We start from the raw sequence: 24,808 nt of genomic DNA, 5'->3' as shown, positions 1-24,808 counted from the left end.
ACTTTATTTAAACTTGCAACGACAATTGTCGAAGAACGGCGAAACTGATGAGCCTCGCAGGTACACTAGAACCTCGGATAACTTTCACTCTCAGAAAGCGTCCAGTTACCAGGCGAGCAATTCCTTTGAGACGAGCCTTTAACCTCACCGTTAGCAACTTCAGTTTTCTGCTTCTTGCATGGGCAGCGTACAAGGGCGTAAAAGTCAGTTTACCGTAGAGTACATCAGCGCGATGAGTTCTACTCAGCTTGTTTTGGTAATGCTCAGGATTTGGTAAACCCCCATGTTCGCCATAGTTCCGCCATACAATGTAGTTCTTCAGCTTTCTGTGACGCAGAAAAGAGTCAACAGTAGAATCCCAAGTTGAGTAGTTAGCAGCTCCTACTTTTTCTCTAACTTCCTCTACCAGTTCTATTAGATAGCGGGCACTTTTCGAGGTTACTGTATAAGCTACCGTTGAAGTTGAAAACCCTTCGGCATAGCCATCAACTGAGACATGGTACACCTGGGGCGCACAAGTGTATAACCAACTAACTCCAACATCAGTTTGATTGGGATTAAAGGGTAGGGGAAGCTTGCCAAAATTAACTACTGGAACAAAATCTGCCTCAATAATGATAGTTGGTCTATCCTCTTGAGCGGCTTTTGCCCAGGCTCGTCGATGGTTCATCAAACATAAATAACTCCGAGAAAAATGCTGAAATTCGGGTTTATTTCCTTGTCTGAGAACTTCGTACTGCAACTTTTCTTGAGTTAATACTTCTTCAAGTTGCTGAGTTGATTCTTGATAGGCAATTATCAAGACTCTACTAATACAGTTAACTAGGTGATTTTTACCAAGTTTTTGGTTAGCAACTGTCGCTGCAATTGCCCTCATGTTAATACGATTAAGCTTTATGAGAGTAAAATCTGGCAAAAATCATTATACAGATATTTACTCTACATCTACAATTTGCGGTGCGGGTAACTGATTTAAAACTCGCCAAAGTACAGTGTAGCTGCCATCAGAACGGCGACGAACTGCTCGGAAGGCAAGGAGCGTATCACTGCTTTGTATCTGCTGTAATTGGTTTAGATAATAAGGACGTTCTGGCTGGGAAATTGGTTGACCGATCGCAATCGTCTTTGGAATGTGGAATTGTAGCGATCGCACCAGATAAGTATGATTTAATTCAGCAGTCGCACCTGCTAAAATCGCTTGGCTTTGATTCCAGTTCTGGTCTTTGCCAGTCAAAAAACGCCGCCTTTCTACTTGTAAAGCATCTAACTGCTTGGGAGGTTGGTAGTTGAGAAAAAATTGTCGCGTCGGTGATGCCACAGTTTGCAACTTCCCATCCAACTGTTCTAATGGGACATCGCCGACATCCAACATGAAGCTATAATCTACTCCTTGATGTCCTAGTTGGAAGCGATCGCCAACTAGCTGAAGTGCTAGACTGGGATTAAATTCCCCCTGAGCATCACCCAACAAAGGAAAAGGATAGCGCTCACTGACGCTGGGTTGCAATCGATTCTGGAGAGTATTCAGCGGACGTTGGTAAGCTGAAGAATGCAACACACGGAAAATACCAGTGTGAGGCAATTCCAGAAACTTGGCGTAAGTTTGTGATTCTTGGGGATCGAGGTCGTAGGCGAAACGGTCGAGTGTCACCGCAGTTTCCTGAGGATCTGTAAATTTAATCTCTGGGGGAAATGCCTGTTGTGTTGCGGTTAAAATCTGTTTGGCATTTGCCAGAGTCGTGAGTGCTTCTACTGGCGGTGCGATCGCAGGTTGCAAGGGCGGTGTATAGTTAGCTATGGCTGTTTTTGCAGTCCTAGCGACAATCACTGATGGGGAAAATATCTCTGTAAACTGCTGCTCGGTTGCCAAAGTGTCCGTCGATATATTTGGTTCCCCTGTAGAGAAAGGTGTCGCTACCTGACTTAGATTCGGATGCTGTATGGGCGCAATAGAAAGCACTGGGTCAAATTGGCGTTCGCCAGTAACCAAGGGTAGCTGTCTGACTAAGGCTAATTCGCCGCGTCGAGATAACAGCCTATCCAGCATCGGAGAAAGTTTCAATAATTCCTGGCTAGAAGTGTACAAAGAGCAGTAAATTTGTGCTTGTGACTTGGTTAATTGGTTTGGTAAGGGGGAAACCGATAAATCCACTCTGGGAACACACAAAGTCACGGGACTTGTGTACTGGCGGTTGACAAATCCTTCCACGGACTTGGTTTGGACGATTAACTGCCCTCGAACAGATCGCAAGCGATTAGCATCTGGGTCAGTGAGTGCTTGTTCAATGCGAGCTATCAAGTCAATTTGTTGCTGCACTAGCTGACTTGCCCTAGTATAAAAAGTCTCATCTATTGACTTGGAAGCAAAGTTATGATTCTGAGTATGTTCGGACTTATATTCAAGGGCGAGAGTGCTTGTGGGAGACGAAGTTAGGCAAAAAGGAAGCAAAAGGCTGAAAAAGATGTATCTCATGTTAAAAACGCAGATCGGATAGGAGTACGAAAAATCTAAAATAGATATTAAATTGAAAAAAAAGAACGACCATCGACAACCGTCAGTCCATTTTACTTTCTGCAAAGCGTTGCCAGGTTGTTACCAGTGCCGAAACACGATTACATGCAAGTTTCCCAGGATCAGCCGATTTATTCTGAGGCTCCACTACAGCTGTTGCTATTTGTCGATGGACGACCCAAGTCCCGACAACAAGTACAGCGACTACGTGCTTACTTAAAAGAATTGCAGGCTGAGTATCATTTTGAACTACAAATCATAGATGTCGGGCAACAACCCTACTTGGCGGAACACTTTAAATTGGTAGCGACACCAGCTTTAATTAAAATCCACCCGGAGCCTAGGCAGATTTTAGCTGGGAGCAACATCATTGCCCAATTGAAAAACTGGTGGCCTCGCTGGCAAACTGCCGTAGACACTTACTTAAAGTTGCAGGAAGACTTACAAGAACGTATTGATGAAAATGGTCGAGTGTCATCTCCCAAATCAACAATCAGTTCTGTTGCTGTTTCTGCGGAACTCATGCGGCTCTCAGACGAAATTTTTCGTTTGAAACAAGAAAAAGATAAACTTCAAGAGCAGCTACAATTTAAAGACCGGGTGATCGCTATGCTGGCACACGACCTCCGCAATCCCCTAACTGCTGCCGCGATCGCTATAGAAACTTTGCAATCTAACTACAGTACAGAAACAGGAGAATTCAAGCGCCTAAAACCAGCAATGTCGGCGCATTTATTAAAACAGGCCCGCAGTCAAACAAAGATCATCGATCGGATGATCGCCGACCTTTTGCAAGTGGCCCGAGGTAACGATACAGAGTTACCAATTATACCGCAAAAAATAGAACTAGGTCAACTCTGCTTGGATGTACTTGAGGAATTGCGCGATCGCTACACTGCCAAATTACTGCAAGTAGAAACGGATATTCCCAAAGACTTACCAAACGTATACGCCGATCCCGAACGGATACGTCAAGTGATAGTTAATTTATTGGACAATGCTATTAAATACACCCCACAAGGTGGTAAGATTAGCGTCGCCGGATTACACCGTACAACCCAAAAAGTTCAGTTTAGCGTTGGCGATAATGGGCCTGGTATTCCTATAGAAAATCGCGATCGCATCTTTGAAAACCACTTCCGCCTGCAACGAGATGAAGGTACAGAAGGTTACGGCATTGGTCTTTGTTTATGTCAACGCATAATTAGGGCACACTACGGTCAAATTTGGGTGGACACTGCCCCCAATGGCGGAGCATGGTTTCACTTCACATTGCCAGTATATCCTTCTTAGTCAATAGTCAAAATTAATTACTATGGACTTTGGACTCTACAAAGTAGTTCACTTGAGAATAATACGGTTCCGTCCCTCTGCTTTTGCTTGATAAAGTGCCTTGTCCGCTGCCACAATCAAATCTGAAGGTGAAGTTTCCCAGGTAGGAACAATAGTAGCTACTCCTATACTCAGGGTGACATACTGACTGACCATAGAGCCATCGTGAGCAATTTGTAAATTTCTGACTCCATCTTGCATCGCCTTAGCAACGTAAATTGCACCATTTGCATGGGTATATGGCATAATCACAGCAAATTCTTCACCACCATAACGCGCCACTAAATCTTGATGCTTCTGTGCTTTATGGCTCAAAATGCCACCCACTTTTTGTATACACAGATCGCCAGCCGGATGACCATATTGGTCATTATAAAATTTAAAGAAGTCTATATCACATAAAATTAGTGACAGGGGAGCTTCTTCCTGGGCGAGATTAATCCATTGTGTATTTAGATAATCGTCAAAGCGGCGACGATTAGCCAGTCCGGTTAAGCCATCCACATTAGCGAGGTGTTGCAAAGCCATATTTGCCGCCTCTAACTGTTTGTATATTTGCGCTTGTTGCAGCAGCCTTCGCAACCGTTGGCGTAATACTGCCCAGTGAATTGGCTTGGTAACATAATCTGTTGCGCCTGCCTCAAAAGCACGGTCTACTGACTCCTCATCGTCTAGGCTGGTAATCATCAATATGGGAGTGCGTTCCCATATTTTGGAAATTACAGTATTGCCTGAGGCTGAGTCAGTATCAAGGCTTGCAAGTGCTGACATCAAGTTATTTCTGGCAATTTGGAGTAATTGCTTACAGCAAGTAAACCCATCCATCACGGGCATGAGAGCATCTAGTAAAACTATATCTGGTTTGACTGTCTCATAAGCATCTAAACACTGCTTTCCGTCAGTAACCTCGACCACTCGATAGCCTTCTTGTTCCATAGCTTCACGCAACAATACTCGGATGGTCTTGTCATCATCAGCCACTAGAATCACCGGAGGTTGTTTGGAAAGAGAAAATGGGCTTATGCCTGACATGGGTTGCGTTCCACAGAAAATGAAAGTATCGGGGAGCGGTAAACCAGGGAAAACCTGGACTGTTAACCAAATCGCCTACAAGCGAGAGTTTTTTTACAGCAGTCAGAATCCTACTGAAAGAACTATGAGTGAAACGGTTCGGTTATTACCAAATTGCAAGAAACAGGCGAGGTATCCCCCCAGATGACTCGTTTGTTGAATGTCTGATGGCACTAAGTTCTGGTTGGATAATTGATCTGGCCAGCGACGTGCAGGAATATCTGGAAAACAGTCTATGATGCGATCGCATAAGGACAATTGCTTCCCTATTAGGGCTATAACTCGTAGCAAAGGTGTGTATGCCTTCGCAATCAATTTGTTTCGGACAATAGACTGCTCAATGGTTTTAAGCCAAGAAAAAGGTAAATAACTAGTTTGCATAGACAATTTATTGAGAACGCAAAGGTAATTATTACCTTTTTGTCCAGATGCAGTTCTGTGAGGAAATGTTACTTTTATATTTCCCTGGCGATAAAGTGTAATTACAATTATGAGCAAAACTTCAAATGCACACCTTACTTCTTTGGTTCTGTAGTTACTTTGGACACCAACGAAAAGAAGTAAAACAGTTGTGGAACTGTAGTCAAAATATAGCTAATACTAGATCCTGCGATCGCTCAACTTCGACTCATTCAAACTAGTCGACAGGTCTTACTAGACTAGAATTTTGGGATAATTACATAAAATACATAAGGTTAATATCAAGCTGAAAGCAAAACTTGATTTTCTGGTTACTTTTATGCTACTGAATTTAAGTAAAATTTCTTATGTTCAGGCGATATAACTAATCTATGCTGATCAAATCCATGTGACTTTTTCTAAAAAATGAATATAATATACTGTCTAAATGATATGAGAATGCTCAATAAAGCTAAGTTTGCTTGACAAATAAAACTGCTAATTTATAAGCAAGTGGAACGTTATACTGTTGTATTCCTAGGCAAAAACAGCCAAAATTCATTTACATTAACCAAATTCTTCAATGCCAGACTCATTAATGTATCAACAGGATAATTTTGTCGTCCTAGAAACAAACCAACCAGAACAATTCCTAACGGCATCAGAATTATTAGAGAAACTCAAAATTGTTTTACAAAAAATTAATTATCAGGATTTGCCACCAGACTTACACAAGTTTAATTCTGTGGAAGCTAAAGCCCAATATTTAATCGATACAAGTTGCGAGTTAGATATTGGACCTGGGGAATACTTACAGTGGTATGCAGTGCGCTTAGAAAAGTGAATTTTGATGCCAGTCCATATTAGGAAGCAGAGGAGCAGGGGGAGAAATAATAACTACTTTTGCCTTTTGACCACTGACTACTAACTGTTTATAAGTTACTCTTTTTGAGTAGCAATCAAAGATAATTCAATTTGATTTTCATCTGGCTGCGTTATTTTAACTTCTACTCCAGGTCCAAAATAACTGGTCATTTTTTCCTGCTTTTCCCGCCAATCTTTAAGTGATATGAATGGCGAATCAAATTCTAAAATTAAGGTATAAGCGCCATTAATTTCTGTTTCTCGCAAAGCTGTAACTGTTGGTCGTTCCTTATCTGTGGGACTCAGACCGAGGTAAGAGAGTGCCCCATCTAAATGAGCGTCTTGACCATAGCAATATCGGGTGATATCTTTGCGGATTTTATTTTGAGTAACAGTTGCTTGCTGCTCCCGTAGGAGCAACACTGCGGAAGTTGTAGTTTGGCCGAAGGGTATAGGCTTTAGTTCATTGGCTTTGAGTGCCAGTCCTCCCAGCAATAGGGGAAACCCGTAAAAAAATCCTACAAGATTTAGCGTGGCATTATCAGCAGCATAAGCAACGAAGCCGACAATCGTTAATACGCTACCGACGGTTAAACCGAGTGTTCCCAAGGAAATTTGGCGTAACATGAGCTTAGGATAGTATAAATTCTTCACACATTAGTTTTACTATCATCGGCTATGAGTAACAACTTAGGGAAGAGCAGCACCCTAAATTGAGTAGTAAGGGGAGTAAGAGAGCAGGAGGAGTAAGGCAGGCAGGGGACGCAAAGACGCGGAGAATTATCATTGACTCTTGCCTATTGCCTTCTAATAACTGACAACCCTTACCAGTTAACTTTAAACTAAAAGATATTGAAGCACTCAGAGAAAACAAATGGATCTACAGACTATCAAAGAAAGAATTGCCGTCGTTCAAAGTAAACGCGAGTACCTGCTAAGCCTATTAGAACAACCAAACTTGGGAATTTTAAGAGTTGATGTCAATCAAGCCTTAGAAGAACTAGATGAGTTAATTGACGAATTTAAACGCACTATTCCGGAAACAGGCAATAATTAGGCTAAACTAAGCCGCAGATTAAGATAAAATATGCGTCGGTAAAACCATTAACTAACAGTTATACCGACGCTTTTAAGCCATGCATTATTCACAAGTCTCCAGAATTGAACTAAATCTGGGCTAATCCACCAGCAACTTTGCAGCATCATTTATCATGTAACTGAAGCGTCTCCTGCACGATGCCCTAGCTGCCTCACCAAAGCAATGAGTTCGGTCGTAGGTAAATCTTTCTTGCAAACATCGTCAAAATTAAGCATTGACTTTGCCTGGGGAAAGTTTGCTTCTTCTACTGACGAGTAAGCCAGTATCTGAGTATTTGGAGATATAGCTTTAATATGGCAGGAAGCACTCCAGCCATCCATAACTGGCATCTGTAAATCTAGAACTATCACATCAGGGTGACAGCGTTTAACCATTTCTATAGCTTCTTTACCATTACTGGCTAACCCTACTACTTGAATATTTTCCTGGCAAGAAAAAGCTAATTGTAGGGTTAAACGAGTTAATTCGTGGTCATCAACCACTAAAACGCGCAAGGTAGAAGACTCATAAGAGAACATTAACATTCAAAGAAAAAAATATATTTTGATGACCTTTACAGTTTATGGGAACAAGTACCAGCAATTACTCTATCCTATGGTTGAATAACTTGTGTTTACCCATAGCAATTAATTAAATAAATTGTGAAAAAATTAAAGTTTGCTAAAAAAATCAAGTTAAGCTATTTGTCAGTATAAAAGGAACTTTTCTTTGAATCAATCAGGTTGGAGGATATACTAGTTGAACGTAATGCCATATTTATGAGAGTTTGTTGTGAGTTAGCTTCTGGACAATCATCGCCGGGACGGCGTTGAATATAACTGCCATCAGGTTGTAAATCCCAAGCTTGACGGTTATCTGCCAGCAAAATCCCCAGTATTTCTTGCAAATCTTTTGCAATATCTTGGTCTTTCACAGGAGTGATTACTTCCACTCGGCGATCTAAGTTACGGCGCATCCAGTCAGCACTGCCAATATAGATTTCTTCTTGTCCATTGTTATGGAAATAAAAAATGCGAGAGTGTTCTAAAAAGCGACCGATAATGCTGATGATACGAATATTTTCACTGATATCTTTGAGTCCAGGACGTAAACAACAAATGCCCCGAACAATGAGATCGATTTGCACTCCAGTACGCGAAGCTTCATATAAAGTAGCGATGATTTGGGGATCGACGAGGGAATTCATTTTGGCAACAATGCGCCCGGAAAATCCATTTTTCACATTTTCGATTTCGCGATGAATTAATGCTAGAAAGCGATCGCGCATATTCACAGGTGCAACCAGCACTTCCCGATAAGCTTTTTGGCGGGAGTAGCCTGTCAAGAAATTAAATAAATCTGTGATGTCGGCACCTAATTCTTCCCGACAACTGAACAATCCTAAATCAGTATAAAGTCGTGCTGTTTTCTGGTTATAGTTGCCAGTGCCAATATGCACGTAGCGACGCATACAGTCTTTTTCCCGCCGTACCACCATGACGGTTTTGCAATGGGTCTTCAGCCCGACCAAACCATAGACAACATGCACGCCAACTCTTTCTAGTCGCCTTGCCCAGTAAATATTATTCTCCTCATCAAATCGCGCCTTTAATTCTACCAGTACAGATACCTGCTTGCCGTTTTCGGCAGCAGCAATTAAGGCATTGACTATGGGCGAGTCTCCCGAAGTCCGGTAAAGAGTCATCTTGATTGCCAGCACATTCGGATCGTGGGCAGCATGAGTAATAAAGCGCACTACTGTTGACGAAAATGATTGATAAGGATGGTGTACTAGCAAATCTTTTTCCCGAATCACAGCAAAAAAGTCATTTCCTTCATCCAGTTCATCACTTGGTTCTCTCAATCTTTGCAGGCGCGAAGGCACAACAGACTGGCGTGGTGGGTCTTTAAGTTCGGGCAACGGCAATGCCATGAAATACATCAAATCCCGCAGTCCCAAAAGACCATCTACTTCGTAAACATCGCTTTCTGTTAAGTCCAAATCTTGCAACAACCTTGCACGTACTGGTTCTGGAGTCTGGGATTGAATTTCCAGTCTGACTGGAGACCCACCTATGCGTCGTTTTCGCAGTTCTTGTTCAATCGCTAACAGCAGGTCATCCGCTTCATCTTCTTCCAGTGCTAAGTCAGCATTACGGGTAATCCGGAAAGGATGATATTCCTGAATATTCATGCCTGGAAATAAAGACTCCAGGTTATGAGCGATCGCCTGTTCTAAAGGTACTCCTGTCCAGTGAGCAGGTTGTTCGTTTTCTTGAATTCCCAACTCTGGTGGTAAAGGTAAAAATCGGGGCAGAACTTTAGGGACTTTGACTCTGGCAAAAAATTCTTCTTCAGTATCTGGGTTTTTAACCACAACTGCCAAATTCAGGCTGAGATTGGAAATATAGGGAAAGGGATGGCTAGGGTCAACCGCCAGAGGAGTTAAAACAGGAAAGATTTGTTCTTCATAGTAGTTGTCTAAATAAGTCCGCTGTTTTTGGGACAAATTGATGTAATCCAGGATATGAATACCTTGATTTGCTAGCAATGGTTGCAGTACTCGATCGAAATGTTGGTGCTGTTTTGCTACCTGAGGGACAAGGGTAGACCAAATCTCGTCCAATTGTTGTTGTGGCGTGCGACCATCAGGAGTTAATAGACTAACTTTTGCTTCTACCTGTTGCTTTAAAGCTGCGACGCGCACCATAAAAAACTCATCCAAGTTCGAGCTGAATATTGCTAAAAACTTCAGCCGTTCGAGTAGCGGTGTTCGTGGGTCACAGGCTTCGTGCAATACTCTATTGTTAAATTCCAACCAGCTTAACTCTCGGTTAAGATAATATTGTGGTTCGTTTAAATTGATGGGATTGGCGCTCTTTTTAGCTTTCGGCATGACGATCTCAAGGTAGCCAGATGTAGCCCATACAGCTGGAGAACAATAAATATAGTAGATGAAATAGGGTATAGATGTAAGTAGGGGAACAAGGAGACAAATAGACAAGGTATATTTAGTTTACAATTACCCAAAAAGAAAGACTACGATCGTGCTTACTAAACCACCTAGAACTTGATTGTAGGCAACATAAATTTCGCGACCCAATTTAACATCTAAATACTTACATTTAACAGCAAATTTCAGCCATGTTCGAGTTTCAACCGCCTCAGGCTCACAATCATTAAATTTACCCCTAAAAGCTACTTGATAACGCCTTTCTCGGCACGCCCCGGCTAAACCGAACGAGACGATTGACGAATCAGATCTGTTAACGCATATTTTGCTTGTACAGGAAATTTTTTGGAGAGTTCAAAAATTTGCATAGCAGTATCAAACATCATTAATCAAAACAGGCGATCGCTTCTTCAAAACTATTTGGTTACAAGCTTGATGTACAGTGACTAATTAAATGTCGCCGTGACAAATTAATGTCATCCATTAAATTTTTACTCAGTATAGGTTATAGCGGTTTAGCAGTACTAGAATAACATCATTGACAGTGACAGATTAGCTGTCATTTTCTGTAATGGTGACAAATTAGCTGTCGCTTAATTAGAGAGAAAAAAGCTTTTATGTATTTTCATAATGACAAATTGACTGTCGCTTTGTATATAGATAGAATAACAATATGTTTTTATAAAAAAAATTTTATATTATGAACAGTCAGCAAAATCCTGATTTAGCTGTTCATCCCTCGGCAATTCCTATGGAAGGCTTACTAGGAGAAAGTGCTACAACTCTTGAGAAGAATGTAATTGCCACACAACTCTCAGAGGAAGCCCAAGTAAAGCTAGAGGTAATCCAAAGTTTACTGGAACCCTGCGATCGCACAACTTATGGGCAAAAGTTGCGGAAAGCAGCAGAGAAACTAGGTGTATCGTTGCGAACGGTACAAAGATTGGTGAAAAAGTGGGAACAAGATGGTTTAGTCGGACTCGCTCAAACAGGTAGGGCTGATAAAGGAACACATCGCATTGGTGAGTTTTGGGAAAAATTCATTACCAAAACTTACAAGGAGGGGAACAAGGGTAGTAAACGTATGACCCCTAAACAAGTTGCTCTCAGAGTCCAGGCTAAAGCCCGTGAGTTGGAGGACTCTAAGCCGCCCAATTACAGAACTGTGTTACGGGTATTAGCGCCCATATTAGAAAAGCAAGAAAAAGCCAAGAGTATTCTTAGCCCTGGATGGAGAGGAACTACGCTTTCAGTTAAAACGCGTGAAGGGAAAGATTTATCGGTTGATTACAGTAACCATGTTTGGCAATGCGATCATACCCGCGTAGATGTTTTGCTAGTAGACCAACATGCTGAACTGCTCAGCCGCCCTTGGCTAACAACAGTAATCGATACTTACTCTCGTTGCATTATAGGTATCAATTTGGGATTTGATGCTCCTAGTTCTCAATTAGTAGCATTAGCGTTACGTCAGGCGATTTTGCCAAAGCGATACGGTTCCGAGTACAAACTGCATTGCGAGTGGGGAACTTATGGGAAACCAGAACACTTTTATACTGATGGCGGTAAAGACTTTCGCTCTAACCATTTAAGTCAGATTGGGGCGCAGTTAGGGTTTGTCTGTCATTTACGCGATCGCCCTTCTGAAGGTGGAGTAGTAGAACGTCCTTTCAAAACATTGAATGAGCAACTATTTTCAACGCTTCCTGGATACACCGGATCTAATGTACAGGAACGCCCAGAAGATGCGGAGAAAGACGCAAGACTTACTTTGCGAGAACTAGAACAGTTACTTGTACGTTACATCGTAGATCGTTACAACCAAAGTATTGATGCGCGGATGGGCGACCAAACTCGCTTTGAGCGTTGGGAAGCAGGATTGCCTACAGTGCCAGTACCAATCCCAGAACGAGATTTGGATATTTGTTTAATGAAGCAGTCACGGCGAACTGTACAAAGAGGTGGTTGCTTACAGTTCCAGAATTTGATGTATCGAGGAGAATATCTGGCAGGTTATGCAGGGGAAACTGTCAACTTAAGGTTTGACCCCAGAGACATTACAACAATTTTGGTTTATCGCCAAGAAAAGAATCAGGAAGTATTTCTGACTCGCGCTCACGCTCAAGGTTTGGAGACAGAGCAACTGGCATTAGATGAGGCTGAAGCAGCAAGTCGCAGACTCCGTACCGCAGGGAAAACTATCAGTAACCAATCATTATTGCTCACTGTTCGCGCAATCGAGGATGAGTTTGGTGAAATAGATGAAACAAGGGAGAGTATCTAAGCAGGCGATCGTTTTCGGCATCCCTTGTGTCATAAAGAAAGTTGTGTAGATTGTAACACTTTAATAGTAAGTGTGAGAAATGGCACATTTACCCCAACAAATAATCTCAGAAAGAATTGATGATGTTGTTCTGCTGCTAGAGGTGATGAAAAAAATGGGGCTGCCAGAAATCCTCAACGACTGTTTGCCACGGCACTGGAAACAAGAAGGACTAGATTGGGGATGGGTAGCTTGTATTTGGTTAGCCTACATCATCTCACAGGGAGACCACCGAAAAGTACGTGTAAGAGAATGGGTAGAACAACGACGCTACACCATAGAGCAAGTATGCGGATTCAACATTCGAGAAACCGACTTTACAGATGACCGCCTAGGAATACTTTTGAAGCGGTTAAGCAAGCCCGAAACCTGGGAACAAATAGAACGGTTTCTCACGCAAAACACCATCCGAGCCGATGAATTAGCGGTGGAGCAAGTGCGTTTAGACGCAACAACAATCAGTGGGCATCATCTAATCAGCGAGTCAGGTTTATTCCAATTTGGACACAGCAAGGATGACCCGAATCTACCACAGGTAAAATTGATGATGGGGATGATTGACCCATTAGGGATGCCCCTTGTCACCCAGGTAGTATCTGGAGAACAAGCAGATGATAAGTTGTACATTCCCGCCTACCAACAAATAGCAGCCACGCTGAACAAAAAAGGGTTGTTGTTTGTTGGCGACTGTAAAATGAGTTCACTATCAACACGCTGCAACATACATATTCAGGGAGATTATTACCTATGCCCATTATCTTTGGTGGGTAAAACTCCAGAACTTCTGGCTGGCTGGATAGATGATGCTGTCATGGGTAAATCTCCACTTGTTGATATCAAGCGAACCAGTTTTCATCACAACACCGAAACCAGCCCAGACTTAGATGTCCTCGAAACAACTATAGCCACTGGCTATGAGCTGTGTCGTCGTGTCGAGGTTGTTGATGAACAATTGCCATTACTATGCTGGCAAGAAAGGGTATTGATTGTTCACTCACCAACACTTGCAAAACAACTCTTTCAGGGGTTAGAGACCCGACTTCACAACGCACAGCAGAAGTTGATGGCGTTAACTCCACAAAAAGGTCGTGGTAAACGACAAATCAACGACCTACAGGTTTTATTGCAAAAAGCTACAGAAATTCTGCGCCTTCATCGAGTCGAAGGCTTACTAAGTTTCGACTATGAGTGCCAAGAAACTGTTGAAGAAACCTACATTGGTCGAGGTCGTCCCACATCTCGCCCCAAACAAATTACACCCAAAATTAGGTATCAAATCCAGACCGTTATCCGCAATGAAACTGCTATTGCCCAAGCTCAAAAAACTTTTGGTTGGAGAGCTTTTGCTACTCAATGCTCCAAAGAGTCACTTATCTGTTGAACAAGCTGTTCTGACTTATCGAGACGAATGGATTGCTGAACGTGGTTTTCATCGTCTCAAGGGTGCGTCACTTTCCATTGCTCCCATGTTTGTGCAACGTGACGACCAAATTACCGGGCTGATTAATTTACTGAGTCTAGCCCTACGTTTGCTGACAATCATCGAGTTTGTTGTCAGACGACAACTGACTGTACACGAGGTCAACTCTCTTGCTGGACTGTATCCCGAACATCCAAAAAAACGGACTGCTCAACCTACTGCTGAACGGTTGTTACGTGCTTTTTCTAATATCACTTTGACGATTATTGAAGCCCGTGGTCAGCGTTTTGGTTATGTTCCTCCTTTAAACCCTCTACAGCAGGAAATTATTAGTTTGCTTGGTCTTCCTCCTGATATTTATAGCAATCTTGTAGATAATTCCTCTTAGTCAAATTCTATTACGCGAACGGTGAGATAAAAGATATTGGTCAATTATTTGATGGGCCTCATGCAACTCCTCCGTTAGCAAATGAAGGGGCAATTTTTCTTGGGATTAAAAATATTAGTGAAGATGGTCACTTAAACTTTTCTGAAATTCGTTATGTTTCCGAGCAAGATTTTCCTCTTTGGATACGTCGAGTCACTCCTCAAAAGGGCGATATAGTTTTCACCTATGAAGCAACCTTACACAGATATGCAATTATTCCAGAAGGATTTCGTGGTTGTCTCGGACGAAGAGTAGCATTGCTACGCCCAAAACCTGATTCTGTTGATACCCATTATCTTTTCTATTACTTTCGCTCTCACATGTGGAAGGCTAAAGTAGAAGCTAATATCTTAGTAGGTGCTACAGTTGACCGTGTTCCAATTGCTAGGTTCCCTGATTTCACATTAAATCTTCCCCCACTTGCAACTCAACAACGCATAGCTGATATCCTCTCAACCTACGATCGCCTCATCGACAACAACAACCGCCGAATAGCACTGCTGGAAGAATCCATCCACCAGCTTTACAAAGAATGGTTTGTGCGATCGCGCTTCCCTGGTTATGAGTCGGTGAAGGTAGTTGATGGTATTCCAGAGGGGTGGAATCGTATAGATTTTAGTGAAGCTTTGATACTTCAGAGAGGTTTTGATCTTCCAAATAAAGACCGAAAACCTGGAGATATCCCTGTATATGCGTCAACTGGAATTAATGGATATCATGATACATCTAAAGTCAAAGCTCCTGGTGTTGTCACCGGAAGAAGTGGAAGTTTAGGTTCTGTAATGTACGTGCAGAAAGATTTTTGGCCATTGAATACAACATTATGGGTAAAGGAGTTTAAAAAGGTTACACCACCTTTTGCTTATTGCTTACTTTCGCAGATGGACTTAAACAGCTATCAAGCAGGTGCAGCCGTACCAACTTTAAATAGAAATGTAATCCACGGAGTTAAAATTCTTGTTCCTTGCGAACAACTTCAAAGTAAATTTGATAATTTTGCTAACTCAATTATTATACAGATTGAAGTATTAAAAAAATACAACTATAATCTTCGCCAAGCCCGTGATTTACTGCTTCCTCGCCTGATGAACGGAAGCATCGCCGTGTAGAAAACAAATAGCGATCGCATTCTACTTGACAAAATGTTTTTATAATGATACAAGCTTTTAATCCAGAAACTTACGTACTTTTACTAGCTAAGGGGTAGGCGTAGGTTGGGTTGAGGAACGTAGCTTGCTTCCCGCAGGGTAACCCAACATTATCAAGGCTTTCGTTCAGAAAACAAGTACTTTCGTTCAGAACACAAGTGCTTTGGTTCAGAACACAAGTGCTTTCGTTTAGAAAACAAGTGCCTTCGTTCAGAACACGAGGGCTTTCGTTCAGAACACAAGTCAATACGGTTCGGATAAGGTTTTTTAATCACACGCCCTACATCGCAAATTAGAAATCATGTTAAATGAAACTACTATTGAGCAACGCTTGGTAAATCTTGAACGTACAGTTACCGAACTCAAACGTCTGCTGATAGCATCTCCCACCCCTAGCAATTGGTTGGAAAAAGTGACTGGTTCCATTTCTGATGAGCAAACTTTCCTTGAAGTTTTGGAATATGGAAAATCGTTACGTTACGCAGACAAACCCGTATACGAAACGAGTGAATAAGTGTCAAGTACCTTTTTAATACCGACCAGCTGCAAATTCAATTTGCCGGGGCTTAAGTTGACTTTTGATCTATGATGGTTCTGAAAGCTTTTTCTTAGGAATTACTGCAAAATAGAGTTGTGAGCGGTAAAAGCAAACGTCAAACTCGATAAAAAAATTCACTTGTCCTAAAATCAGAGGAACTTGCACAGATTTTGTCCAAGCAAATACAAGTTGTACAGGTTCAAACTGACGAATCACTCCTTGAATCACTACAACACGAGCTTCAAATTGAGCAAGATTACCTGTCAAGTTCAAAGTTGCTGTCTGATGTTCCCAAATGTATCCAAGTTCAATTCCAGCTTGATAAGGTAACACATTTACTGTTGCTCCTGTATCTAACAAAGCGGATGCTGTTATTGAATATTGCTGACTCACAAGCTGAATTGGCATATATGGACGAAAACCAGCCTCACCTAATGTTGTGTCAGCATTGACAAAAGGAAATTGCTCGACGCTAGACATTGTTTTGATTTTTGGTTGCTTGCAAAACTTCTAGCATTGTATTTGCGGCTTCAAAGGCATCATAAGGAGACCAAACAGGATAAGATTGTCCAGGTTTGATTAGTTCAGTCTCTTGTTGAGCTAACTCTGATACTAAAACCTGCACAATATAAAGTTTATCAGCGCGGTTAAGCCCTTGCAGTGTATTAAGTAATTCGACTGAAACCATCTTTAATTACCAATTGTCATTTATGCTCACACATCCATCATCGCTTAAAACTTGAAATTGTTTTAAAGGCGATACTTGCTACTTAGCCAATCTCAAAGCTATCAATATAATAGCTACCTGTATCACCTATCACCCCCATGAGTGCCGAATATTCCGAAGACCGCCTGGTGCAACAAACTACCGCTAATTTTTTTGAGCAATCCCTGAAATGGCACTCAGTTTACGCATACAAAAAAGAAACCTTCGGCACTAACGGTACACTAGGACGCAAAGATAAACGAGAAGTTGTCCTCACACGCTATCTTCGCCAAGCATTAGAGAAATTTAATCCTGGTCATCCACAGCAAGTATACGATGATGCGATCGTCAAACAAGTTGCTCAATCCTTGATTGAAGCCGTGAAATCACAATTACAGCAACTAGAAAACTGGCGAGATAAGGAATCTACAAGAGCCACAATTAAGAGTTTTATTTATGATTACTTGTACAACGAAGACACAGGTTTACCTGTAGATGCCTATGATGATAGCGATGTAGACAACTTGAGTAATATAGTATTTCTCCATATTTATCAGCAGTATAAAAGTGCTAATAACCATCCTTATGCAGCGTAATAGTACTTAATATTACTCGCTAAAGCGTTTGAGGTTTTGGTGTAAGACTTCGTGAATGCGATCGCACCAAAAGGGAATCACAGTTTGTCCTTGACAAAGTGCCTCTAGGGCAGCTTGTTTATCAAACTCTACCATTTGCAAAGCTTGTTCATGCGATCGCGTGGGTAATAACATTAGCCGCTTCATCTTTTCTTCGGGGACAGACTCATCAAATAACCAAGGTTCCCGTTCGCGCAGTGTTTCTAATACTGCATGGCAAACCTCAAAATTTAAACCGATTGATAGCAACTGTTCCATTACTGTTAACGCCAACAGGTCAGCTTTGGAGTAGTAAACATTACGACCTTTGCCAGTACTGTTAACCGTAGGTACTATAACTCCCTTCTCCCGCCAATACTGCAACTGGCGGCGAGAGCAATGAGTAATTTCTGCTGCTTCTGTGCTTGTGTAGAACTTTCCTTCCATAAGAATCATCCTATAGAAGCATCTCCTGAAACACATCAGTTTTCTTTACAACATAGTGTGTTTTTATGGTATTTTATTTTTATGAGCCAGATTACTATTCAATGTCGCCTAATTGCCAATGAATCTACCCGCCAAAAACTCTGGAAGTTAATGGCAGAATTGAACACACCCCTAATTAACGAACTGCTTCAACAACTTAGTAAACATCCAGATTTTGAGAAATGGCGAAAAAACGGCAAACTGCCCTCAACAGTTGTTAACCAGCTTTGCCAACCCCTAAAAACTGACCCTAGCTTTACAGGTCAGCCCAGCCGTTTGTATCTATCAGCAATTCATGTTGTGGATTACATCTATAAATCTTGGCTGGCTATACAGAAACGGCTACAGCAGCAGCTTGATGGCAAGATACGCTGGCTAGAAATGCTCAACAGCGATGCTGAATTAGTAGAAATTAGCGGTTGTAGCTTAGAGGCAATTCGTACCAAAGCTGCTGAGATTTTAGCAATGGCTACGCCAAAATCTGACGTAGCTGCTCCTTTGACTAAAAGAGGAAAGACTAAAAAATCCAAAAAATCATCCGCTTCCAATCCTGACCGTAGCTTATCTCATAAATTATTTGATGCTTACCAAGAAACGGACGACATACTCAGCCGTAGCGCCATCAGTTATCTGCTGAAAAATGGCTGCAAACTTAATGACAAAGAAGAAGACCTCGAAAAATTTGCTAAACGCTGCCGTAAGCTTGAAATCCAAATTCAACGGCTAACAGACAAGCTAACAAGTCGAATTCCCAAGGGTCGAGACTTAACCAATGCTAAATGGTTGGAAACACTCTTCACTGCTACAACTACTGTTCCAGAAGACAATACTGAAGCTAAACGCTGGCAGGATATTTTGTTAACCCGGTCAAGTTCTCTCCCTTTTCCCTTGATTTTTGAAACGAACGAAGACCTTGTTTGGTCAACAAACGAAAAAGGTAGGTTATGTCTTCACTTCAATGGCTTAAGCGATTTAACTTTTGATGTGTACTGCGATAGTCGTCAACTGCACTGGTTTAAACGCTTCTTAGAAGATCAACAAACTAAACGCCAAAGCAAAAATCAGTATTCTAGCGGTTTGTTCACCCTCAGGAATGGCCGTCTAGCTTGGGAGGAAGGCGAAGGTAAAGGCGAACCTTGGAATCTTCACCACTTAACTCTCTATTGCTGTGTTGACAATCGCCTCTGGACTGCTGAAGGAACAGAACAGGTTCGCCAAGAGAAAGCAGAGGAGATTACCAAATTCATCACCAAGATGAACGAGAAAAGTGACCTCATACCAATTTAATATGAAGCTGCATAGAAAAGAGCTTCTAGGATAAAGTTATAAGAAGAAACAGACATTACTTGCTCAAATGTTAGTTGGTTGAATAATTCTTGAATGCGATCGCGTAAAGCTTGTAAAGAAGAGAAAAGTTGATTTTTAAGTGGCTTCTTGAGCAATTGCCAAAGCCGTTCGATGGGATTGAGTTCAGGGGCTGATGGCGGTTGAAAAAGAGGAATAATATTTTCTGGCCAACAAATTGCTGAACTTGTATGAGCAGGTGCTTGGTCAATCTGCAAAATTGCATAATCCGAGCCTAATTCCTGGGATAGCCAGTCTAAGAATTGTTGAAAACACTCGCCATTCAATTTCGGATATTCATAAAGGAAGTGATCTCCAGTTAACGGTTCAATAGCACAATTTCTTGCTGTTGATTGACTTGACCACTCTTGAGCCACCACAACATTTGTAATTTTTCTTTCTGAATTCCTGAAGACACTGTTTGTAGGCGTTGTTTTAGTTCCTCTTCGCTTTCAGCGATTTCAATCTTAAATGGGCGGCTCATGGGTATATCAACTTACCGACTTTGCTTCTCTCTATTATATGCAGCTTCATATTAAATTGGTATCAGCGACACACAGCTTGCTTTTATTAAACGTAAAGAATCAACACTGGCCCGCATCAATAATTCTTTTGATCGTCCTAGTGAACCCCTGTACCAAGGACAATCACACATTTTGCTTGGAGTAAGCTTGGGGCTAGAAAAACCTGCAACTGTTGCTGTAGTAGATGCGATCGCTGGCAGAGTTTTAGCTTACCGAAGTATCCGCCAGTTACTTGGTGACAATTACGAACTCCTCAATCGGCAAAGACGACAACAGCGATCGTTATCCCATGAACGTCACAAAGCACAAAAAAGCTTCTCTCCCAATCAATTTGGTACATCTGAGTTAGGGCAGTATGTAGACAGATTATTGGCTAAAGAAATTATTGCGATCGCACAAACCTACAAAGCTGGCAGCATCGTTTTGCCTAAATTAGGGGATATGCGGGAGATTGTCCAAAGTGAAATTCAAGCTATAGCCGAAGCAAAATGTCCTGGCTCTGTAGAAGTTCAGCAAAAATATGCCAAACAGTATCGAGTTAACGTCCATTCCTGGAGCTACGGCAGATTAATTCAAAGTATTCAAAGTAAAGCAGCTCAGGTAGGAATCATGATTGAAGCGGGAAAACAACCTATCAGAGGGAGTCCCCAAGACAAAGCAAAGGAATTGGCACTTTCTGCATACCATGACCGCCTAGCTAGACGAAGTTGACAAATATCTGAACCTTGATAATAAAATAATCAATAGCGCCGCAGTTCATGCTGCTTGCAGCCTCTGAACTGTGTTAAATGAGGGTTAGTTTGACTGTAGCAATATAGTCTTGCTTTCTGACCCTAGTAGCTGCTCACCCTGATGCTGCTGTCTTCGGACAGGATAGGTGCGCTCCCAGCAATAAGGGCGCGGATGTACTGCTGTAGTGGCTACTGAATCACCTCCGATCAAGGGGGAACCCTCCCCAATTCTTGATTTGACGCACCAAAGAGAGGTCAAAATTCCGATTTAGGTTCGCGCAAATACTGAAAACCTTATCTTACAAGGAATTTATGAGTAAATTTCTTTTGTAGACAATTCAAAAATTACATCCTGGGAGACTATTTGATGAGGTTCGCGCAAGCCATATCTAGAAACCCTTCTGTACAAGGGTTTGAGATGACAGCAGTTGCAACCGTCCTCCCAGCAATGGGAGGGTTGAAAGGCTTAGAACCGCAATTCATTTTGACGGCTCTAGCACAACTAGTTGCAACCGTCCTCCCAGCAATGGGAGGGTTGAAAGTCGTAGCGCTTGGCTTGAGGCTGAAACTTTGGAGCAAGCGATGTTGCAACCGTCCTCCCAGCAATGGGAGGGTTGAAAGAGAATCAGAAGAAAGACAGCCCTTACCAACATACTTAGAGTTGCAACCGTCCTCCCAGCAATGGGAGGGTTGAAAGTGACGGATTAAGAGGTCTGGAGAATCAAATGGTTGCAACCGTCCTCCCAGCAATGGGATGGTTGAAAGAACCCCGTCTCAACATTAAATTGAGGAAGCTTCACTTGTTGTAACCCTCTTTCCAGCGATGGAGGGTAAAAAGTAACTTGAGATGAAACTGCCTTAGAGGATGCCTGAGAAGTCAAAAAGTATACTAATAACCTCTCTCCAAACCTCTACCCTAAACAGAGAAAGGCTTTGAAACCCCCATTGCTTTGTAGGGAAGGTGGGCTAGGGGGGTTATGTTTTTGAGGTTTTCATGTTAGCAATAATACTTTTCAGACATCCTCTTACCTGGATAATGTTGTAATTGATTACCAAGAATGAGAGGGTTGAAAGCAAATCCCGCCATCGGCTTTCAGCTAAGGTCATTAAGCTGAAGTTATCCATACAAGTTATCAAGTGGGTATGCAAAAATATTTATGTCATTGCCAACGAAGTGAAGCAATCCCAGACTCTTGCGACTGCTTCGCTTCGGGACGCTTCGCGAGCGCTATACTCGCAATGACAATATATAATTTCAACTTGTATGACTACTCAAAAGAGCTTTTTGAATTCAAAAGCGTAATAATAGGGGTTTAAATCTATCTAAGCTCCAATATAAATTGTTGCTTTTCAGAAAGATGACAATAACTTGTCACCAATAAATATGGAAGCGAATTACTAGGTTTGATGACAATAATTTGTCACAACGACATTAATCTGTCACCGACGACAAATAATTAGTCACTGTACATTATGCAACACTTTAGTATTAAACAATACTTTCTTCAAAGCCGATGGCGGGATTTGAACCCGCGACCGCTCGATTACGAATCGAGTGCTCTACCACTGAGCCACATCGGCACACGGCTAATAATTATAGCATTATTAACATTATGGTAGAACCAAATTCCAAAAATCGTCTGAATCCCGAACAATACGCCCGGCTCAAAGCAGAAATGACAACCCCTTATCGTGGCTTGCGACAATTTATTTATCTTGGTGCCGGTGCTTCTGGGTTGATTGGCGCATTTGTCTTCTTTTTTCAACTTCTGGCAAGACGAGATATAGACAGTGCTTTACCTAACTTAGCTCTCCAAGTGGGAATCGTTGCTTTAATGGTCTTCCTCTGGCGTTGGGAGCAACGTCGGCTACGACGTTGATAGTATTAAGTATAATTACTTTTGCTAAAAAGAAATTCATTTGATTTAGCTTTAACTTAGCTTTATATATCTTTAGATTTGTCAAAAAAATTCACCTTTTTGTAAAATCCGAAATATAAAGAGAGAAAAAATAAAAAAAATATTATGAAATTTGAAAATGTGAAAATTTCTGAGAAACTGGAAATTGTTCAAACGGGGTCAGCCAATATAAAGACCCTGAATATAAATTTACACATTTAAATGGGGTCACCTAAATTTAAAGACCCTAGAGTAAAAAAAACTCACAATGCTAGAAACGCCAAGACTAACAAACCATTAGTCTTGGCGCTTTTTATTTTCCTAAGATAGTTTACTGAACTGTTACCAAATAGGTTGAGGGAATTGGTTGGGCGCGTCCAGCATTAACTAGTGCCTGGTAAACAAAGGCAGCAACTTCTGCTCTAGTCGCTTCACGATTAGGATTGAGTTGCTTAGGTGTAGGATAGTTAATTACTAGTTGCCGTGCAGTTGCAGCTGCTACTGGGGCGATCGCATAATTAGGAATCTGGGCAGCATCAGTATAAACGGAAATAACACTCTGATTATTCGCACTTAAGCCCAGACCATTAGCTAAAGCAACTAAAGCCTGGACTCTAGGAATTTGCTGCTGTGGTTTAAAAGTACCATCAGGATACCCAGATACAAATTGACTCTGGTAAGCAGATTTAATAGCAGCGTAAGCCCAGAAATTACTTTTTACATCCTTAAACTCAATGGCTGAACGTTTCGCTGGTGGTGTTAAGGCTTTAGTAATAATGGTGGCAAACTGGGCACGAGTTACAGGATCGTTAGGTTTAAAGCTGCCATCAGGAAAGCCTGCAATAATATTTTGGGAAGCTAGGGCTTCAATGTAGCTTTTTGCCCAGTAATTAGCTGACACATCTTTGAACGCAACAGGCCCTCCTGGGGGTGGCTCAACAGTTGCAGCCACAAAATCTACTTGACCAACAATTCGTTTCTGATCGATATCGTTACCAATAGCAACAATCCTATTGCTTGTGGTAGCGTTGTTCAAGTCATAACGAGTGTTGTTGCGGATAAGATTGCCACCAGGATCTTCATTGGTGCCGAGGTTGGGTAAAGCCTTAACCGTCGCCACAATACCATCCTGCGTATTGTTCTGAATTACATTCTTACGCAGTACGGGCTGAGCAGATTCCGAGATATAAATACCGACTTTGTTTTGGACGATTTGATTTTCGGCAATTAGAGGTGTGGATGTGCCACCGATCGCTAGACCAAAACCTGTATCCTGAAATAAGTTGTTGCGAATTTCTCCTTGGGCAGATTTAGCTACTGAAATCCCATTACCCTTGTTTTGCACAAAGATGTTACTTTCAATTTTGGGATTACCTGTACCCGTGACAAAAACCCCCTCTCTGCCACTGGCAGTAAAAGTACTGTTTTTGATAGTGGGATTAGTAGATTCTACCCAAACAGCAGTACCGCGCTGAGTCGGGTTGGTGACACTCACGCCTGTAACAGTTGTATTTTGTTCGGCAAGAATAGTAATATCCTGTCTAGCAAATGTTTTACTAGTGTAGAAACCACTACCTGTAATCAATATTGCCTGACCTTTACTTGCTTCATCACCCTGCAAAGTCATGCCTTGTTTGAGTAAGAGTGGAAATTGTTCCCCTGTGTCGGCGTTATAAGTTCCAGGAGCTAGTTGAATAACTGTACCAGCTTGAGCTTGACTGAGAGCGGCTGTAATAGTCTTGTAGGGCGCTGCTGCTGTTGTACCAGCACCAGCTGTATCTGCACCAGTTGTTGAGTTTACATAAATTACTGTTGCAGTTGTAGGGACTTGTGCGTTTAAAGTTGGGGTAATTGCTTTTTGGTTGGTAATACCAGCATTTGCCTCTCTAAGCAGTAGCACAGATGTAGCAGAAATAAATAACAAAGCCGTTAGTCCGGCTCGCAACTGTAAGGTAGAACCGAGGTGAATACTAGAAAGAGGGCGAAAATTTTTTGCACAGAAAGTGTGAAAACCTCGATATTTCATTTTTGTGTTTGTGATGTGCTGAATAACAGTTGGTTAAACAGGGTTGAATGTAGCAGCCGTGTAGCTGTGAAACCCATGCAAAACTATACCGGATGACCAGCATTTAATCAGCTATGTTTCGCAAGAAAACACATAAATGATTTGCTCTGTTCGCAAAATTTTACCCAAGTATCCTACGAGCGATCGCACCCATAAAAGAGCAGGGAGAGATCGGGGAGACAAAAGCGTGTGAGGAAAGCGATTGCATTCCCAATGAATGTCAAGAAACAGAAATGTTTCTTGAAAGCAGCCCCACTGGCGGCGCACCACCCGTTATGAATGAAAGAAACAGTGTTGAATGGGACTGATTAACAGATAAATTTATAAGTGTCCTGACAGTTAAGACCGAAGTCTCAATAGTGTTTACAAAGCCTG

26 protein-coding genes, 1 tRNA gene, 1 pseudogene and 1 CRISPR repeat array are annotated in these 24,808 nt (G+C 41.8%); of the genes and pseudogenes, 12 read left to right on the top strand and 16 right to left on the bottom strand.

From position 1 onward, the window contains the following. Positions 1–7 precede the first annotated feature (7 nt). Positions 8–877 (bottom strand): LPS biosynthesis glycosyltransferase, encoded by an 870-nt coding sequence (locus tag RMY31_RS24675; protein WP_322661857.1) that lies wholly within the window; start codon positions 875–877, stop codon positions 8–10. A gap of 57 nt (positions 878–934) precedes the next feature. Continuing rightward, on the bottom strand, positions 935–2,473 hold the full coding sequence (locus RMY31_RS24670; RefSeq protein ID WP_322661855.1) for a hypothetical protein: 1,539 nt from the start codon (positions 2,471–2,473) through the stop codon (positions 935–937). Between the two features lie 126 nt (positions 2,474–2,599). Between RMY31_RS24670 and RMY31_RS24665 the strand changes: the two genes are divergently transcribed. Continuing rightward, positions 2,600–3,805, top strand: a complete 1,206-nt coding sequence (locus RMY31_RS24665; protein WP_322661853.1) for a histidine kinase — start codon at positions 2,600–2,602, stop codon at positions 3,803–3,805. A gap of 48 nt (positions 3,806–3,853) precedes the next feature. Here the strand turns inward: RMY31_RS24665 and RMY31_RS24660 are convergent, their stop codons facing one another. Further along, the gene (locus RMY31_RS24660) at positions 3,854–4,876 is read right to left on the bottom strand and encodes a PleD family two-component system response regulator (RefSeq protein WP_322661851.1); all 1,023 of its coding nucleotides are present in this window, start codon (positions 4,874–4,876) and stop codon (positions 3,854–3,856) included. A 102-nt stretch (positions 4,877–4,978) separates the two neighbouring features. Beyond that, positions 4,979–5,296: a hypothetical protein gene (locus tag RMY31_RS24655; RefSeq protein WP_322661849.1), complete on the bottom strand. Its 318-nt coding sequence runs from the start codon at positions 5,294–5,296 to the stop codon at positions 4,979–4,981. A gap of 601 nt (positions 5,297–5,897) precedes the next feature. Between RMY31_RS24655 and RMY31_RS24650 the strand changes: the two genes are divergently transcribed. Then, entirely contained in the window at positions 5,898–6,158 is a 261-nt protein-coding gene (locus RMY31_RS24650) for a chlororespiratory reduction protein 7 (RefSeq protein WP_322661847.1), read from the top strand. A gap of 95 nt (positions 6,159–6,253) precedes the next feature. Here the strand turns inward: RMY31_RS24650 and RMY31_RS24645 are convergent, their stop codons facing one another. Beyond that, a complete protein-coding gene (locus RMY31_RS24645) occupies positions 6,254–6,805 on the bottom strand; it encodes a DUF2854 domain-containing protein (RefSeq protein ID WP_322661938.1) in 552 nt (183 codons plus the stop codon). A 247-nt stretch (positions 6,806–7,052) separates the two neighbouring features. Between RMY31_RS24645 and RMY31_RS24640 the strand changes: the two genes are divergently transcribed. Beyond that, complete coding sequence (locus tag RMY31_RS24640; RefSeq protein WP_322661846.1) at positions 7,053–7,235, top strand: hypothetical protein; 183 nt, start codon at positions 7,053–7,055, stop codon at positions 7,233–7,235. A 152-nt stretch (positions 7,236–7,387) separates the two neighbouring features. Here RMY31_RS24640 and RMY31_RS24635 read toward each other — a convergent pair whose 3' ends face one another. The 4 genes from RMY31_RS24635 to RMY31_RS24620 all read right to left on the bottom strand — a co-directional run bounded on the left by RMY31_RS24635 (position 7,388) and on the right by RMY31_RS24620 (position 10,577). Further along, positions 7,388–7,801 (bottom strand): response regulator transcription factor, encoded by a 414-nt coding sequence (locus tag RMY31_RS24635; RefSeq protein WP_322661844.1) that lies wholly within the window; start codon positions 7,799–7,801, stop codon positions 7,388–7,390. 155 nt (positions 7,802–7,956) lie between these two features. After that, complete coding sequence (ppk1, locus tag RMY31_RS24630) at positions 7,957–10,152, bottom strand: polyphosphate kinase 1 (RefSeq protein WP_322661842.1); 2,196 nt, start codon at positions 10,150–10,152, stop codon at positions 7,957–7,959. 126 nt (positions 10,153–10,278) lie between these two features. Continuing rightward, positions 10,279–10,506 carry a four helix bundle protein gene (locus RMY31_RS24625; protein WP_409878344.1) on the bottom strand — a complete coding sequence of 76 codons (228 nt, stop codon included), beginning with the start codon at positions 10,504–10,506 and terminating at the stop codon, positions 10,279–10,281. Continuing rightward, positions 10,488–10,577, bottom strand: a complete 90-nt coding sequence (locus RMY31_RS24620) for a hypothetical protein (protein ID WP_409878342.1) — start codon at positions 10,575–10,577, stop codon at positions 10,488–10,490. The genes RMY31_RS24625 and RMY31_RS24620 overlap by 19 nt, the downstream gene beginning before the upstream one ends. 332 nt (positions 10,578–10,909) lie before the next feature. Here RMY31_RS24620 and RMY31_RS24615 point away from each other — a divergent pair, with 332 nt between their 5' ends. From RMY31_RS24615 to RMY31_RS24595, 5 genes are all read left to right on the top strand, one after another. Beyond that, positions 10,910–12,493 carry a Mu transposase C-terminal domain-containing protein gene (locus RMY31_RS24615; RefSeq protein ID WP_322661841.1) on the top strand — a complete coding sequence of 528 codons (1,584 nt, stop codon included), beginning with the start codon at positions 10,910–10,912 and terminating at the stop codon, positions 12,491–12,493. Positions 12,494–12,572: 79 nt separating this feature from the next. Continuing rightward, on the top strand, positions 12,573–13,913 hold the full coding sequence (locus tag RMY31_RS24610) for a hypothetical protein (RefSeq protein WP_322661838.1): 1,341 nt from the start codon (positions 12,573–12,575) through the stop codon (positions 13,911–13,913). Then, a complete protein-coding gene (locus RMY31_RS24605) occupies positions 13,876–14,340 on the top strand; it encodes a hypothetical protein (RefSeq protein WP_322661837.1) in 465 nt (154 codons plus the stop codon). Before RMY31_RS24610 ends, RMY31_RS24605 begins: the two co-directional genes overlap by 38 nt. A 26-nt stretch (positions 14,341–14,366) precedes the next feature. After that, complete coding sequence (locus RMY31_RS24600; protein WP_322661936.1) at positions 14,367–15,488, top strand: restriction endonuclease subunit S; 1,122 nt, start codon at positions 14,367–14,369, stop codon at positions 15,486–15,488. Between the two features lie 340 nt (positions 15,489–15,828). Further along, on the top strand, positions 15,829–16,041 hold the full coding sequence (locus tag RMY31_RS24595) for a transferase hexapeptide repeat containing protein (RefSeq protein ID WP_322661836.1): 213 nt from the start codon (positions 15,829–15,831) through the stop codon (positions 16,039–16,041). A gap of 69 nt (positions 16,042–16,110) precedes the next feature. Here the strand turns inward: RMY31_RS24595 and RMY31_RS24590 are convergent, their stop codons facing one another. After that, on the bottom strand, positions 16,111–16,545 hold the full coding sequence (locus tag RMY31_RS24590; RefSeq protein WP_322661835.1) for a hypothetical protein: 435 nt from the start codon (positions 16,543–16,545) through the stop codon (positions 16,111–16,113). Beyond that, positions 16,538–16,753, bottom strand: coding sequence for a hypothetical protein (locus tag RMY31_RS24585; protein WP_322661833.1), 216 nt, complete (start codon positions 16,751–16,753; stop codon positions 16,538–16,540). Before RMY31_RS24585 ends, RMY31_RS24590 begins: the two co-directional genes overlap by 8 nt. Positions 16,754–16,890: 137 nt before the next feature. Here RMY31_RS24585 and RMY31_RS24580 point away from each other — a divergent pair, with 137 nt between their 5' ends. Beyond that, positions 16,891–17,367 carry a hypothetical protein gene (locus RMY31_RS24580; protein WP_322661832.1) on the top strand — a complete coding sequence of 159 codons (477 nt, stop codon included), beginning with the start codon at positions 16,891–16,893 and terminating at the stop codon, positions 17,365–17,367. A gap of 12 nt (positions 17,368–17,379) precedes the next feature. Here the strand turns inward: RMY31_RS24580 and RMY31_RS24575 are convergent, their stop codons facing one another. Then, a complete protein-coding gene (locus RMY31_RS24575; RefSeq protein WP_322661830.1) occupies positions 17,380–17,832 on the bottom strand; it encodes a MerR family transcriptional regulator in 453 nt (150 codons plus the stop codon). Positions 17,833–17,913: 81 nt separating this feature from the next. On the opposite strand from RMY31_RS24575, the gene cas12k (RMY31_RS24570) reads away from it, so the two are divergent. Beyond that, entirely contained in the window at positions 17,914–19,158 is a 1,245-nt protein-coding gene (cas12k, locus tag RMY31_RS24570) for a type V CRISPR-associated protein Cas12k (protein WP_322661828.1), read from the top strand. Here the strand turns inward: cas12k (RMY31_RS24570) and RMY31_RS24565 are convergent. Further along, on the bottom strand, positions 19,155–19,595 hold the full coding sequence (locus RMY31_RS24565) for a transposase (protein ID WP_409878316.1): 441 nt from the start codon (positions 19,593–19,595) through the stop codon (positions 19,155–19,157). The genes cas12k (RMY31_RS24570) and RMY31_RS24565 overlap by 4 nt on opposite strands. Next, positions 19,535–19,699, bottom strand: coding sequence for a hypothetical protein (locus tag RMY31_RS24560; protein ID WP_322661825.1), 165 nt, complete (start codon positions 19,697–19,699; stop codon positions 19,535–19,537). The genes RMY31_RS24565 and RMY31_RS24560 overlap by 61 nt, the downstream gene beginning before the upstream one ends. Before the next feature lie 61 nt (positions 19,700–19,760). On the opposite strand from RMY31_RS24560, the pseudogene cas12k (RMY31_RS24555) reads away from it, so the two are divergent. After that, a pseudogene (cas12k, locus tag RMY31_RS24555) lies at positions 19,761–20,450 on the top strand (type V CRISPR-associated protein Cas12k); the annotation flags it as partial. 447 nt (positions 20,451–20,897) lie between these two features. Further along, positions 20,898–21,235: direct repeats of the CRISPR family, unit length 37 nt; unit sequence GTTGCAACCGTCCTCCCAGCAATGGGAGGGTTGAAAG. 744 nt (positions 21,236–21,979) lie between these two features. Here the strand turns inward: cas12k (RMY31_RS24555) and RMY31_RS24550 are convergent. After that, positions 21,980–22,051, bottom strand: a tRNA-Thr gene (locus RMY31_RS24550). Positions 22,052–22,083: 32 nt separating this feature from the next. Here RMY31_RS24550 and RMY31_RS24545 point away from each other — a divergent pair. Further along, positions 22,084–22,350 (top strand): DUF3493 domain-containing protein, encoded by a 267-nt coding sequence (locus RMY31_RS24545; protein ID WP_322661821.1) that lies wholly within the window; start codon positions 22,084–22,086, stop codon positions 22,348–22,350. Between the two features lie 349 nt (positions 22,351–22,699). Here the strand turns inward: RMY31_RS24545 and RMY31_RS24540 are convergent, their stop codons facing one another. Continuing rightward, the gene (locus RMY31_RS24540) at positions 22,700–24,394 is read right to left on the bottom strand and encodes a DUF1565 domain-containing protein (RefSeq protein ID WP_322661815.1); all 1,695 of its coding nucleotides are present in this window, start codon (positions 24,392–24,394) and stop codon (positions 22,700–22,702) included. Positions 24,395–24,808 lie beyond the last annotated feature (414 nt).

This window comes from Dendronalium sp. ChiSLP03b, assembly GCF_034531165.2.
GTDB classification, from domain to species: Bacteria; Cyanobacteriota; Cyanobacteriia; order Cyanobacteriales; family Nostocaceae; genus Dendronalium; species Dendronalium minutum.
The sequence above is the reverse complement of the archived record's forward strand: the minus strand, read 5'-3'. Positions and strand labels throughout refer to the sequence as shown.

Coding starts and splice junctions, on each gene's coding strand:
- RMY31_RS24640 (WP_322661846.1), top strand. CDS start 7,053: ATGGATCTACAGACTATCAAAGAAAGAATTGCCGTCGTTCAAAGTAAA.
- RMY31_RS24580 (WP_322661832.1), top strand. CDS start 16,891: ATGAGTGCCGAATATTCCGAAGACCGCCTGGTGCAACAAACTACCGCT.
- RMY31_RS24645 (WP_322661938.1), bottom strand. CDS start 6,805: ATGTTACGCCAAATTTCCTTGGGAACACTCGGTTTAACCGTCGGTAGC.
- RMY31_RS24595 (WP_322661836.1), top strand. CDS start 15,829: ATGTTAAATGAAACTACTATTGAGCAACGCTTGGTAAATCTTGAACGT.
- RMY31_RS24660 (WP_322661851.1), bottom strand. CDS start 4,876: ATGTCAGGCATAAGCCCATTTTCTCTTTCCAAACAACCTCCGGTGATT.
- RMY31_RS24615 (WP_322661841.1), top strand. CDS start 10,910: ATGAACAGTCAGCAAAATCCTGATTTAGCTGTTCATCCCTCGGCAATT.
- RMY31_RS24670 (WP_322661855.1), bottom strand. CDS start 2,473: ATGAGATACATCTTTTTCAGCCTTTTGCTTCCTTTTTGCCTAACTTCG.
- RMY31_RS24635 (WP_322661844.1), bottom strand. CDS start 7,801: ATGTTAATGTTCTCTTATGAGTCTTCTACCTTGCGCGTTTTAGTGGTT.
- RMY31_RS24560 (WP_322661825.1), bottom strand. CDS start 19,699: ATGAGCCGCCCATTTAAGATTGAAATCGCTGAAAGCGAAGAGGAACTA.
- RMY31_RS24585 (WP_322661833.1), bottom strand. CDS start 16,753: ATGGTTTCAGTCGAATTACTTAATACACTGCAAGGGCTTAACCGCGCT.
- RMY31_RS24675 (WP_322661857.1), bottom strand. CDS start 877: ATGAGGGCAATTGCAGCGACAGTTGCTAACCAAAAACTTGGTAAAAAT.
- RMY31_RS24590 (WP_322661835.1), bottom strand. CDS start 16,545: ATGTCTAGCGTCGAGCAATTTCCTTTTGTCAATGCTGACACAACATTA.
- ppk1 (WP_322661842.1), bottom strand. CDS start 10,152: ATGCCGAAAGCTAAAAAGAGCGCCAATCCCATCAATTTAAACGAACCA.
- RMY31_RS24545 (WP_322661821.1), top strand. CDS start 22,084: ATGGTAGAACCAAATTCCAAAAATCGTCTGAATCCCGAACAATACGCC.
- RMY31_RS24575 (WP_322661830.1), bottom strand. CDS start 17,832: ATGGAAGGAAAGTTCTACACAAGCACAGAAGCAGCAGAAATTACTCAT.
- RMY31_RS24655 (WP_322661849.1), bottom strand. CDS start 5,296: ATGCAAACTAGTTATTTACCTTTTTCTTGGCTTAAAACCATTGAGCAG.
- RMY31_RS24540 (WP_322661815.1), bottom strand. CDS start 24,394: ATGAAATATCGAGGTTTTCACACTTTCTGTGCAAAAAATTTTCGCCCT.
- RMY31_RS24650 (WP_322661847.1), top strand. CDS start 5,898: ATGCCAGACTCATTAATGTATCAACAGGATAATTTTGTCGTCCTAGAA.
- RMY31_RS24620 (WP_409878342.1), bottom strand. CDS start 10,577: ATGCAAATTTTTGAACTCTCCAAAAAATTTCCTGTACAAGCAAAATAT.
- RMY31_RS24610 (WP_322661838.1), top strand. CDS start 12,573: ATGGCACATTTACCCCAACAAATAATCTCAGAAAGAATTGATGATGTT.
- cas12k (WP_322661828.1), top strand. CDS start 17,914: ATGAGCCAGATTACTATTCAATGTCGCCTAATTGCCAATGAATCTACC.